The sequence below is a fragment of the Klebsiella sp. CN_Kp073 genome (assembly GCF_040065495.2).
Classification (GTDB): Bacteria; Pseudomonadota; Gammaproteobacteria; order Enterobacterales; family Enterobacteriaceae; genus Klebsiella; species Klebsiella aerogenes.
In genome coordinates, this window is sequence record NZ_CM198051.1 from 2901955 (window position 1) to 2914426 (window position 12472).

The window sequence follows — 12472 nt, forward strand, 5'->3', positions numbered from 1 at the left end:
GCGCTGTGCGCCGCTATCCGGGAACCCTCCCCGGTGGCGCTTACGCTTACCGGGGCTACCAACCGACTACCGAACCGTAGCCCGGATAAGGCGCCATGCGCCGCTATCCGGGAACCCTCCCCGGTGGCGCTTACGCTTACCGGGGCTACCAACCGACTACCGAACCGTAGCCCGGATAAGGCGCCATGCGCCACTATCCGGGAATTCTCCCCCGGTGGCGCTTACGCTTACCGGGGCTACCAACCGACTACCGAACCGTAGCCCGGATAAGGCGCCATGCGCCGCTATCCGGGAATCCTCCCCGGTGGCGCTTACGCTTACCGGGGCTACCAACGAATATCAAACCGTAGCCCGGATAAAACGCTATGCGCCGCTATCCGGGAATTCTCCCCCGGTGGCGCCTTATCCGGCCACCAAATCGCACAAAACAGCAGCCCCGGTACAAGATCACGATTTAATCGCGTGTTGAATGGAGTCAATAATCGGCTGATAGCCGGTACAGCGGCACATATTGCCTTCTAATACATCCTTTATTTGCGCTTCGTCCGGGTGCGGCTCTTTGGTTAACAACTCGGTGGCGCTGACCAATACTCCCGGCGTACAGAACCCGCACTGCACGCCGCCCTTCTCAATAAACGCATCCTGTAATTTTTGCGTAATCGGATTATCGTTTAACCCTTCCAGGGTCTCGATCTCCGCTTCATCACACTGTTCGGCCAGTACCAGACAAGAACAAACGGCGCTACCGTCCATCAGCACCGTGCAGGCGCCGCATTCGCCAATCGAACATCCCTCTTTGGTGGCGGTAAGATGCAATGTATCCCGCACCAGATCCAATAGGCGCATATTGCCTTCTACTTTTGCTTCCACCAGCTTGCCGTTTACCTTCACTTTAATTGTGCTCATAGCTTTATCCTGTACAGGGCGCTCTGGCGCCCTGATTGAATCATTAAATCCCTGAGGCCCGTTGCGCCTCGGCCATCATGTCGCGGAACATATTGACGAACACCGGCTGCTTATATGCCGCCGACCAGCGCTTGCCGATGGCCGCATAGATAAGCTTATCCAGCACTTCGCAGGCGCTATCGATGGTGTCGTTGTTCAGTGGTTTCCCCAGCAGACAGCGCTCAATATCGAGCAGCCGCTGCGGCTTACTGAACAGCGCGCCGTCCACCAGCCGGCAGTAGCTCACCGTGCCATCATCAGCAAAGTCCAGTAACGCGCTCAGGCTCTGACGGGTGATGTTGAGGGCGTTGCGCCGCCCTAACTGGTGATAAAACCCTTTCGCCTGCGGGCGCGCCGGCGGCGGCAGTATCACTTTGGTCAGCAGTTCATCCGGCTGGCGCTGGGTCTTGTAGCCAGACAGCAAGAACTCGGCCAGACCGAGGGTGCGTGCGCCATTTAGCGAGCGCAGTTCGATGCGCGCGTCATAGAGGATGGCAGGCGGAATGGAATCGCCGCAGGGCGCGGCGTTGACGATATTGCCGCCGATGGTGGCGCGGTTGCGGATCTGGTGCGAACCGACGGTATGACAGGCCTGCACCAGCAGCGGGTAACGTTCGCGCAACAGCGGATGATCGGTAATACGGTTAAAGGTCATCGCTCCGCCAATGATGACCTCATGGCTGACCGGATCTTCGCTCACCTGCGTCAACTCCGGCAGACGGGAAATATCAACCAGCCGCATCGCGCGGGTTTGCAGACGCCCCTGCACAATTACATCGGTCCCGCCGGCGATAGCCGTCACGCCCTCTTGCGCCAGCAGGGCTAACGCCTCCTGCAGGCTTTTCGCGCGAGTCACTTCCACGTCAGTGAGACGCAGCACCTGCTTCTTGTTTTCCGCCTCCAGCATCATTTCGCTTTGGCGAACCGGCTTTTTCAGGTTGTAGCCGAGGATCACCTGTTCAAGGGTCAGCGGTAATTTATTAAACCGCGTCTCGAGGGCGAAACTTACCGCGTTGTTGATAGCCGCCGCCGCGAGTTCCGTGGCCGGCTCGCCGATCCCCTTCGCCCCCAGAGGCCCGGCGATATCCGGGTTTTCTACGCCGATAATCGTCATCGGCGGAATATCTTTCATCGTCGGCAGCAGGTAGCTGTCGAAGTTTTCCGATTTGACCCGGCCGTTTTCAATGTTGAAGTCTTCCAGTAGCGCATAGCCAAAACCCTGCGCCACCCCACCGTAAACCTGGCCTTCAAAACCCACCGGGTTGAGTACCCGGCCCACGTCATGGGCGGCGGTAACATGCAGCAAATCGGTTTTACCGGTGCTGGTATTCACCCGTACCTCCGCCACCTGGCAGCCGTAGACCCAGGTAAAGTACGGGCTGCCGCAGCCTTTTTCTTCATCCCAATGAATGGGCGGCGGCACAAACCAGCCGTACTCGGTCAGGCTGACGCTGGCCCATTTGGTCTTATTAACCGCGGTTTTGAAGTCAATACGCCGTTCACTGTCCTGGGCGTTGATGATAAAGCCGTCCTGCCACAGGGTTTCTTCCAACTCGCGGGTGCCGATGCTGTCGCCGACGACGCTAAGAATACGGCGCTTTATCTTGTCCGCGGCGTCAAGAATCGCCCCGCCGCCGACCATTGTCCCGCGGGTCGCCGCCGTCGATCCGCCGTCGCCGATAACCGAGGTCGGCGGCTCCATAAAATGCAGTTCAGAAAGAGGAATACCAAAGGCTTCCGCGGCGATTAGCGACATCGCGGTTTGCAGACCCTGACCGTTTTCCGATACCGATGTCGCCAGATTGACGCTACCGTCTTCATTGACCTGGATAAGCGCCGTCGAAGTATCAACCCCTTCCGCGCCAATGGAACAGCCGCGATAGCTCAGCGCCAGGCCAATACCATATCGATAAACGCCGCCTTTTTGGTTCAATTCACGATAGTGCTGGCGTTTTGCCGCAAATTCCGAGGCATTCACCGCCTTACTCAGGACTTCAGTCGCCGAGACGGTGTGTTTATCAAACCGCTGCCCGGTGACCGAGGTATCTCCCTGACGCAGCGCATTCACTTCACGCACCGCCACCGGCGAGAGATTGAGCACTTCGGCAATTTCATCCATAAAGGATTCGTTGGCGTAAACCACCTGTGGTGAACCGAAACCACGCATCGCCGAGGTATAGCTGTTGTTGGTATAGACGGCTTTGACGTCGATATGGACGTTATCAATATTGTACGGCCCCGCCGCCTGCACCGAAGAACGCCAGGTGACGAACGGGGAAGACGCCGCATAACCGCCGCTATCGGCAAGAATATCGATTTTGATCGCCAGAATACGCCCGTTGTCGTCCACCCCGGCGCGATACTTCATTTTATAGGGGTGGCGCTTACAGCTTTCGATAATGGACTGCTCGCGGGTGTAGGTAAATTTAACCGGACGACCGGTAAGCCGCGTCATCAATGCGGAACGGCAGGCCAGATGATCGATAATGTCGTCTTTCCCGCCGAACGAGCCGCCCATCACCGCGCGTTTGACGTTAATCTGGCTTTGCGGGCAGCCCATAAACTTAGCCACGAAGCTGCGTACGCGGTGCGGGTTCTGAATGGAGCCGGAGATAATCAGGCTACCATCGGTAGGATCAAGCCAGGTCAGTACGACTTCCGGTTCGATGTAGGCGTGTTCCTGGAAGCCCACTTCATATTCACGTTCAATCACGTGACTGGCTTCGGCAAAGCCTTTGGCGATGTCGCCCTTAACAGTGTGGTGATGAGCGGCGATATTATCGCTGCGCTCCGGGTGAATTCGCCGGGCGTCCGCCGCCAGCGCGGCTTCTACGTCCGTTAGCGGCTCATAAGGCGTATAGCGCACATGTATTTTATCCGCCGCTTCGCAGGCGGCTTCATAACTGGTTGCCGCCACCACGGCGACGACATCGCCGTGGAAGACCACCTCGTCTTTGACGATAGGCAGATAATCTTTGACGATGATCCCCACGACCGGTGTACCGGGGATATCCTGCCAGGTGGCGATTTTTACTACGCCTGCAACATTCAGCGCCTCGCTAAGATCTATCGCCTCGATTTTCCCGGCGGGTATATCCGCAAAGCGGCAAACGCCATACAGCATGCCCGGTAAGGTAATATCGTCGCCATAAACGGCCGTTCCTTTGACTTTCGCCAGTCCATCCACGCGCCGTAGCGGCGCTGAAGGTGAAGCACACATAACAGTCCCCTCAATGATTATCCGTTGCGGGCAATCCCGGGTTCGCTAAACGTCGCGCTATCCATAACCCATGGGAAAAGCCACTTCACCGATAACAAATCCAAGATTTGTGCCAGAAATCAATGAGGTGCTGCGTAAGCTTCGTTTTTGTGAGTCGCCGCGCAAAATACGGCTAAAGTGCGGAGAAAATAGCGCTACTAAGGCCGCGGCCCGCAGGGCAGAAACATTTCGCCGCCATTTTTATCAAAGTGATAGCCCGGTTTTCTCAAATTAATAATTTGCCCGTGAACTAGACGGTATAGATACGGATCTCGTGTTCACGGAAAGCATCCCGGTATTTACGGCTAATGTTTTCCTCCACCACCAGCACGTCAATGGCGCTGCTTTCAGCTACCACAAAACGCGCGACGGCGGGGATTTTATCTGAGGTTAAGCCAACGATAATCTCACTGCACTGTTTGATAACCGCTTTCTTAAATTCACAATCGGCGTGATCAAAGCCGGTTAAACCTGACTCCGGAGCCATCGCGCAGCCGCCAATAAACCCCTGGTCAAAGAGGATCCCCTGCACCTGGGCCACCGCCGATGCGCCGACACAACCGCCAGCCGCGCGTTGCACCAGACCTCCGAGCATCACAACCTCGTAAAGCGGTTTTTTAAGCAGAACCGCCGCGATTTCCGGAGAATTGGTGACCACGGTTAAGGCCAGCTCGCCCGGTAGCGCTTCCGCCATTGCCAGATTGGTGGTGCCGGTATCAATAAAAATACAGCCGCCCGGTTTCACTAGCTGTGCGCACTTCTGTGCGATCCTGCTCTTTGTTGCCCTGTTTTTCTCTTTACGTTCGCTGTACTCCATGGATTCCGGCAGGGTCATCACCGCGCCGCCGTAGACTTTCTTACAATATCCTTCTTTGCTCAACTCATGAAGATCGCGGCGAATAGTGTGTTCAGAGACCTGTAAGCGCTGAGCCAAATCGGCGCAGACGACCCTACCGTCCTCCTGCAGGATCTGACAAATCAGCGCTTGTCGTTGCTGAGGGAAAGCAGCATAATCGAGCACAATAACTCCTTTAAATAAACATAACGAGCAGAAAAGAGCATAATCATTCACTCATGCGCATGCTGTCAACCCGAACCCTTACGAGGTAAATCATGAAAGTTGCCCACATCGCCCTCTGGACCCGCCATCTTGAGCAACAAGCACGCTTTTGGGTGGAGTTTTTTGCCGGTGAAATCAACGAAAAGTACCACAGTAAGACCAATCCTGGTTTTGAATCCTACTTTGTAAAAATTGGCTCTGACGTGGCAATTGAGTTAATGGCCAAACCCGGCTTACAGGACTCGCCCCGCGATAACAACCATACGGGGTGGGCGCATCTGGCGATCGCCGTCGGCGGCGCGGAACAGGTTAATGCGTTAGCCAAACGCGCTGAAATGGCGGACATTTTAGTCTCTGCCCCACGCACCACCGGTGATGGCTATTATGAGGCGGTTATCAAAGACCCGGATGGTAACCTGGTGGAAATCGTCGCATAGTAAGGGAAACCCACATGAAGGAGCCGACCGTGGCACATTATCGCGTCATTGATAAAGCGAGCTGGCCTCGCCTGGATCACTTTACGTTCTACCGTACCTTTGCCAATCCCAGCTTCAATCTGTGCGTACCGGTCGAAGCGCAACAGTTATATACCTGCGCGAAGGACCACGGCGTCTCCTTCTTCCAACTGGCATTATTCGGCCTGTTGCGCGCGGCCAACGCCGTACCGCAGCTAAAACAGCGCCTGCGCAACGACGATATCATCGAATATGACGCCATCTCGGTGATGACGCCGATCATGACGGCCAGCGAAGGTTTTCGGCAGGTATGGTGCGATAACGCCGCTGATTTCCCCGCGTTTAGCGCCTGCGCAACGCCGCGCATTGAGGCCGCAACAAGCACCAATCCCTCACCGCTTCTTGTGGAAGAAGAAAATTTCTTTTGCGCCAGTTGCCTGCCGTGGCTGCACTTCAGCGCCATGACCCATGCGGAATACTACGTTGGCGCGGCGGTGCCCGCCCTGACGTGGGGGAAACTGAAAAATGGCATTATTCCGGTTGCCGGCCGATTTAATCACGCTTTTGTGGATGGCCTGCACGCCAGCCGTTTTTATGCCGAAGTTGAATATTATTTCGCCAATCCGCAGGCTCTGTGGCTGCCGGTTGAGGCCCGCGATTAGCTGCCGCGGCATAAAGAACAATCCACTATGACTTCCCCGAAAACCGGCATTATATTGCCGGTTTTTTGCTAATGCGAAATGGCTATAAACCATAGCGTTTCGTTGTTAGACAGTATTCAGCGCGCCTCTTATCTTCGTCATGAATTGTAAATAACAACGCAATCATTTGATGAGGTAGCACTTTTGTCCAGATTACGGCAAGGATTAAAAACCAGACAAACGCGCTTCGCGCTGGCGCTGAAAGTGGCGCTACTCGGTAGCATGGTGGCATTTTCTTCTGTCGCCAACGCCGACGATATCCTTAAAGAAGGGATCACTCCCGCAACCGATGCCAGCCAGATCCCGGCAAGCGCCAAACTGCGTAAAGACACGGTGGTGGCCGGCATTTCCGAACCGCAGGGGATCTTTAACCCTTACTTCTTCGTCAACGGTTGGGATGAGAACGTCACCAACGTTATTTTCTCGCGCCTGATTGACTGGGACAGTCAGGGTAAGCTGGTGCCGGGGCTGGCTGAGAGCTGGACGGTGAGCGCGGATAACAAAGTCTATACCATCAAATTACGCCCTAACCTGACCTTCAGCGACGGATCGCCACTCACCGCGGAGGATGTCGCCTTTACGCTGACCGTTCTGCTCGACCCGAAATATGACGGCGACACCGATATTACTCTGGCCAATATCGCCGGCGGCGCAGAATATAAAGCCGGCAAAGCCGATAGCGTGAGCGGCCTGAAAGTTATCGATCCGCTGACCCTGCAGGTTACCACCACTCAGCCGGGCGCGACGACGCTGGCGAAAATCGGCGGTCCGGTATTATCAAAAGCCTGGTACGGCAAAGGGTATCAACGCGGAAATCTGGATTATCTGCGTTCTCTGCACGGAAAACCGCTGGGTAACGGCCCGTATGTCTACGATAAATATATTCCCGGTCAGGAGATTCGCTTCCACGCCAACACGCATTTTTACCGCGGTACGCCGCCAACGCCACGCTTTATCTATCGCGTGACCAATCCGTCCACCAATTTCCAGTTATTCCAGACCGGCGAAACCGACTACGACGCCTTCACCTCGCGTCCGGATGATATTGAGCAGCTTAAGATGCTCGGTTTTGCCAATATCAACCTCTACGGTTCCAGCGACTACAGCCAGGTGGAGTTCAACGTCCATCGCCCGGCGCTACAGGATAAAAAAGTGCGTCAGGCGCTGATTTACGGGCTTGACCGCCAGAAGTTAATCGACGTGGTGTATCAGGGATACGGCAAGGTAGCCATTGAACCAATCGCGCCTATTTCCTGGGCTTTCAACGCGCAGGGTGTCAACCCCTACCATTACGATCCGGCGCAGGCGAAAAAACTGCTCGATGAAGCGGGCTGGCTGCCTGGCGCCGATGGCATCCGCGTGAAAGACGGTAAACGGCTGGAGCTGACCCTGCTGGCGAGCAAAAAAGTCATTAACGATGCGCTGATCCCGATTGCCAAAGAGAACTGGCGACAGATCGGCGTGCTGCTGAAACCGCAGGTGGTTGATTTCAACGCGCTGATGGCGCAGCGCAAAGCGGGTAATTACGATCTGGCGTCGTTTAGCACCAGCACCCTCAACGATCCGCATGACGGCGTGTGGGACTTCTACAGCAGCGAAGCCAAAGAGTCGGGCTACCACAATGCTGAAGTCGATAAGCTTATCAATGCGGGTAACGCGGTGCTGGATGTCGAACAACGCAAGCCTATCTATCACCAGCTGTACCAGGTGCTGGCCGAGGATCCGCCGGTTATCTTGCTTGGATACCGGGAGATTCTTTCCGCCAGCAGCGCCCGCGTGACCGGCTTTAAGCCGGATATCTATAACGGCCTCACCGGCAGTTTGCCGGACGTGAAAATCGTGAAGTAAATCCCCCAGCCGCCGGCCTCCCCGGCGGCTGATGTGAGAATGTTATGAAAAATTTCATCCTGAGGCGCTTATTGCAGACGCTGCCGATGCTGCTGCTGGCCTCCTTTATCATTTTTATGCTCTTTGCCAAAACCCCCGGCGACTTTATCGATGGCAACATCACCTTGACGGCCGCCCGCGCCGCCGAACTGAAGGCGATATACGGCCTCGACCAGCCGCTTTTCACCCGCTACCTTCACTGGCTGGGGCAACTGCTGCGCGGGGATTTAGGCTTCTCGCTGCAATACCAAATTCCGGTCAGCCAGCTACTGAACCAGTACATCTGGAACTCTTTCCTGCTGGCAAGCGTGGCGCTGGTTTTCTACTGGGGTATCGGCCTGACGGTTGGCGTGGTCTCCGCGCTCAGACCTAATTCCTGGTTTGATCATCTGGTGAGTATCGCGGTGTTCGCCGCCATGTCCTTTCCCACCTTTTTCCTCTGCCTGCTGCTGATTAAGTGGTTTGCCGTCGACCTCCACTGGCTGCCGGTAGGCGGGATGACCAATACCGGCAGCGACGATAGCGGCTGGCAGTATGTGCTGCAGGTCGCCGCCCATCTGGTACTGCCGGTACTGGCGCTGGTGATGCTGCAGGCCGGTAGCCTGACGCGCTATTTTCGCGCCAGCATGCTCGACGTGGTGAAGATGGATTTCATTCGTACCGCCCGTGCTAAAGGTCTGCGAGAACGCACGGTTATCATGAAACACGCGCTGCGCAATGCGCTACTGCCGGTCATCACCCTGCTTGGCTTTGAACTGCCGGGATTGTTCTCCGGCGCCATCATTACCGAAAAAGTATTTAACTGGCCGGGGGCCGGGCACATTCATATCGATTCGCTGGCCGCTCGCGATTATCCGGTATTGATGGGATTTACCCTGTTTCTGGCGGTGCTGACGATCATCGGTAATTTACTGGCCGATGTGCTCTACGCGTGGGCCGATCCGCGCATTCGAGTGAGGTAATGATGATAACTTCCCTGTTTGGCCACCGTCGCCGCCTGCGCCAGGCGACAATCCCCGCGCTCGCGCAAATAACTCCCTCTCCATGGCATCAGGCGTGGCGCCAACTGCGCCGCAACCGAATGGCGATGCTGTGTTTAATCCTGCTTGCGGTGATGGCCCTGTGGTGCGCGCTCGGGCCGATGTGGTCGCCGTGGAAAGATGACGCCACCGATGCGCTGATGATCAACAAACCACCCGGCGCCGAACACTGGTTAGGTACCGATTTTCTTGGCCGCGATATCTATACGCGTTTACTGCTGGCCGGGCGCATTTCACTGATAATCGGCCTGCTGACCATGCTGCTGTCGGTAACGCTGGGCTACCTGCTGGGAGCGCTGTCGGGCTATGTCGGCGGGCTCACCGATAAACTGATCATGCGGCTAGCCGATCTGGTGATGACGATACCCGGCCTGCCATTATTAATCGTCGCCGGCGCGATGCTCTCCGAGCTCGACTTTTCGCCGGATTCCCGCATCTGGATGGTCGTAATTATGCTCAGCCTGCTGGAGTGGCCGAAGCTGGCGCGGCTGGTGCGCGGGCAGTGCCTGTCGCTACGCGAACGCGATTTTATGCTGGCGACGCAGGTACTGGGACTCTCGGCGCGCCGCCGGCTGTTCGGTCACCTGCTGCCCAATACCATCCCGATTCTGGTGGTGATGGCGACAATGGCGGTCGCTAACGCCATTCTGAGCGAATCGGCGCTGAGCTATCTCGGCCTCGGCGTGGTACCGCCGACACCATCGTGGGGCAACATGATGGATGCTGCTAACAGCCTGATTGATTTTCAGCGGCGACCGTGGCTATGGATGCCTCCCGGGATTGCCATCTTTATTACTGTGATTGCTATTAATGTGCTGGGCGACGGCCTGCGCGACGCAATGGACCCGAAAATGAAACAGAGGCTGAAATGCGCACGCCATTAATTTCTTTTAAGCAACTTTCTGTCTCTTTCGCTGCTGAAGGTAGCCGGGTGCGCGCGGTACAGGAAGTCTCTTTTTCGATTCAGGCCGGGCAAACGGTAGGTATCGTCGGTGAGTCCGGCTGCGGCAAAAGCGTGACCGCCATGTCGTTAATGGGCCTGCTGCCTCCCCAGGCCGCTCGCATTGACGGCGGCGAGATCCATTTCGAAGGACGCGATCTGCTCAAGCTGAAAGCCCGTCACATGGCCGACCTGCGCGGCAACCAGTTGGCGATGATCTTCCAGGAGCCGATGTCGGCGCTCAACCCGGTACTGACCATAGGCGAACAGCTCTGCGAGCCGCTAATACGTCATCGCGGTGACTCGCCGCAAGCCGCCTGGCAGCGCGCAATACAACTGTTAAACGAGGTGGGACTGGCGCGCAGCGAAAGCCTGATGGCGAACTATCCACACCAGCTTTCCGGCGGCATGCTACAGCGGGTAATGATCGCCATGGCGCTGAGCTGCCGGCCAAAATTATTAATAGCGGATGAACCGACAACCGCGCTGGATGTCACCGTACAGGCGCAGATCCTGCGACTGCTGCGCGACCGCGCGCGCGAAAACCAGATGGCTCTGCTGCTGATCACCCACGATCTGGGAGTGATCGCACAGATGGCCGAACGGGTAGTGGTGATGTATGCCGGGCGGATCGTCGAACAGGGAACCACCGCCGAGGTACTGCGCCAGCCGCAGCATCCCTATACCCGCGGTCTTATCGCCTCTCGCCCGGTGCCGGGCGCACGCCGCCGGCGGCTTTACTCCATTCCCGGCCAGGTACCGGACCTCGCGCAACTGCCTGCGGGCTGCGCGTTTGCCGATCGCTGCCAACAGGCAACCGCGCGCTGCCGCCAGGATACACCGCCACTTTTGGGGCCCTCTCACCAGGCGGCCTGTTTTTATAGTGAATTCACGGAGTCGGTGGCATGAATCAGCCCTATGTAATTGAAGTTAATGGCTTGAAAAAGTATTTTCCGCTGCGCGACGGCCTGTTCGGCCAGCAGACCGGGGAACTGCGCGCGGTCGATGACGTCAGTTTTAATATCCGTCCGGGAACGATTTTCGGCCTCGTCGGAGAATCCGGTAGCGGTAAAACCACCGTTGGCCGCACCTTGCTTGGATTGTATGAAAAAACCGCCGGCAGCATTAAATTCCGCGGTCAGGAGTTATCCGAACTGTCAGCGGCAGCAATGCAGGCTTTACGGCCAAAAATTCAGCTGGTATTTCAGGACCCCTATAGTTCACTGAATCCACGCATCCGCATCGGCGAGGCGATTGGCGAGGCGATGCTGCAGCATAAACTGTGCACGCGCGCTGAACTCTATGAGAAAGTCATTGCGGTGATGAAGATATGCGGGCTGGCGCCTCAGCATTACCACCGTTTTCCGCATGAATTTTCCGGTGGTCAGCGGCAGCGCATCGGCATCGCGCGTGCGCTGATTCTTAATCCGGACTTTATCGTCGCCGATGAACCCATTTCCGCACTCGATGTGTCGATTCAGGCGCAGATTATCAATCTGTTTGCCGACCTGCGCGACGAACGTGGCGTCACTTTTTTATTCATCTCACATGACCTCGGAGTAGTGGAGCATCTGTGCGACGACGTGGCGGTGATGTACCTCGGTCAACTGGTGGAAACGGCCAGCCGCGATGCGCTGTTTAGCCGCCCTCTTCATCCCTATACCCAGGCGCTGCTGGCCGCAGTGCCCACGCTGGATCCTGATAGCGAGCCGCTGGCGGTCGTTCAGGGGGAAATTCCCGACCCTTCCCGACCGCCTGCTGGCTGCCGCTTTTCATCTCGCTGCCCGCAGGCAAACGAACGTTGCCGTCGCGAACCGCCGCGTCTACGCGAAATCGCGCCGGGGCACCAGGTCGCCTGTCATGAAATTGAGGCTGAATCGCGCGTGGTTATCGCATAACAATAACGGCAATTAGATCATCGTTTAGCGGCAAATTTTGCCGCTATCATCTCCGCTGTCGGCTGTATTCCTCCGAGGCTCCACTGTTCCGGCTCGTGTTCATCAATACGGATCCAGACGGACTGACGGAATTGCGGATCGCCCCGGCCTTCAATTTCCACCATGAGGTCAGTCATGCGACGCAGCAGTTCATTCTTCTGCTCGGCGGTCATGATCCCTTTAATCGTTTGCACATTAACAAAAGGCACAGTATTCTCCCGATTAACTGAGTCTATATTTCAAACTCA

The 12472-nt window shown here is 56.4% G+C and carries 12 protein-coding genes; 8 read left to right on the top strand and 4 right to left on the bottom strand.

Going from position 1 to position 12472, the window contains the following annotated elements:
• Nucleotides 1-33: 33 nt before the first annotated feature.
• A complete protein-coding gene (locus ABLV66_RS14010) occupies nucleotides 34-261 on the top strand; it encodes a hypothetical protein (RefSeq protein WP_512173800.1) in 228 nt (75 codons plus the stop codon).
• 186 nt (nucleotides 262-447) lie between these two features.
• On the opposite strand, the gene ABLV66_RS14015 is transcribed toward ABLV66_RS14010, so the two are convergent.
• From ABLV66_RS14015 to ABLV66_RS14025, 3 genes are all read right to left on the bottom strand, one after another.
• The gene (locus ABLV66_RS14015; protein ID WP_063414385.1) at nucleotides 448-906 is read right to left on the bottom strand and encodes a (2Fe-2S)-binding protein; all 459 of its coding nucleotides are present in this window, start codon (nucleotides 904-906) and stop codon (nucleotides 448-450) included.
• Nucleotides 907-949: 43 nt separating this feature from the next.
• Nucleotides 950-4165, bottom strand: a complete 3216-nt coding sequence (locus tag ABLV66_RS14020; RefSeq protein ID WP_348877054.1) for a molybdopterin cofactor-binding domain-containing protein — start codon at nucleotides 4163-4165, stop codon at nucleotides 950-952.
• A 289-nt stretch (nucleotides 4166-4454) separates the two neighbouring features.
• On the bottom strand, nucleotides 4455-5225 hold the full coding sequence (locus tag ABLV66_RS14025; protein ID WP_045397662.1) for a DeoR/GlpR family DNA-binding transcription regulator: 771 nt from the start codon (nucleotides 5223-5225) through the stop codon (nucleotides 4455-4457).
• A gap of 92 nt (nucleotides 5226-5317) precedes the next feature.
• Between ABLV66_RS14025 and ABLV66_RS14030 the strand changes: the two genes are divergently transcribed.
• The 7 genes from ABLV66_RS14030 to ABLV66_RS14060 all read left to right on the top strand — a co-directional run bounded on the left by ABLV66_RS14030 (nucleotide 5318) and on the right by ABLV66_RS14060 (nucleotide 12185).
• Nucleotides 5318-5701 (top strand): VOC family protein, encoded by a 384-nt coding sequence (locus tag ABLV66_RS14030; RefSeq protein WP_348877055.1) that lies wholly within the window; start codon nucleotides 5318-5320, stop codon nucleotides 5699-5701.
• A 29-nt stretch (nucleotides 5702-5730) separates the two neighbouring features.
• On the top strand, nucleotides 5731-6381 hold the full coding sequence (locus ABLV66_RS14035) for a CatA-like O-acetyltransferase, family 1 (protein WP_348877056.1): 651 nt from the start codon (nucleotides 5731-5733) through the stop codon (nucleotides 6379-6381).
• 183 nt (nucleotides 6382-6564) lie between these two features.
• Nucleotides 6565-8268 carry an ABC transporter substrate-binding protein gene (locus ABLV66_RS14040; RefSeq protein ID WP_308958422.1) on the top strand — a complete coding sequence of 568 codons (1704 nt, stop codon included), beginning with the start codon at nucleotides 6565-6567 and terminating at the stop codon, nucleotides 8266-8268.
• A 44-nt stretch (nucleotides 8269-8312) separates the two neighbouring features.
• Nucleotides 8313-9269, top strand: coding sequence for an ABC transporter permease (locus tag ABLV66_RS14045; RefSeq protein ID WP_015705201.1), 957 nt, complete (start codon nucleotides 8313-8315; stop codon nucleotides 9267-9269).
• A 2-nt stretch (nucleotides 9270-9271) separates the two neighbouring features.
• Nucleotides 9272-10231, top strand: coding sequence for an oligopeptide ABC transporter permease (gene opp4C / locus ABLV66_RS14050; protein WP_063414381.1), 960 nt, complete (start codon nucleotides 9272-9274; stop codon nucleotides 10229-10231).
• A complete protein-coding gene (locus ABLV66_RS14055; RefSeq protein ID WP_348877057.1) occupies nucleotides 10216-11196 on the top strand; it encodes an ABC transporter ATP-binding protein in 981 nt (326 codons plus the stop codon). Before opp4C ends, ABLV66_RS14055 begins: the two co-directional genes overlap by 16 nt.
• Entirely contained in the window at nucleotides 11193-12185 is a 993-nt protein-coding gene (locus tag ABLV66_RS14060) for an ABC transporter ATP-binding protein (protein WP_047050611.1), read from the top strand. Before ABLV66_RS14055 ends, ABLV66_RS14060 begins: the two co-directional genes overlap by 4 nt.
• A 17-nt stretch (nucleotides 12186-12202) precedes the next feature.
• Here the strand turns inward: ABLV66_RS14060 and ABLV66_RS14065 are convergent, their stop codons facing one another.
• Nucleotides 12203-12433: a tautomerase family protein gene (locus ABLV66_RS14065; protein WP_045397673.1), complete on the bottom strand. Its 231-nt coding sequence runs from the start codon at nucleotides 12431-12433 to the stop codon at nucleotides 12203-12205.
• Nucleotides 12434-12472: the final 39 nt, after the last annotated feature.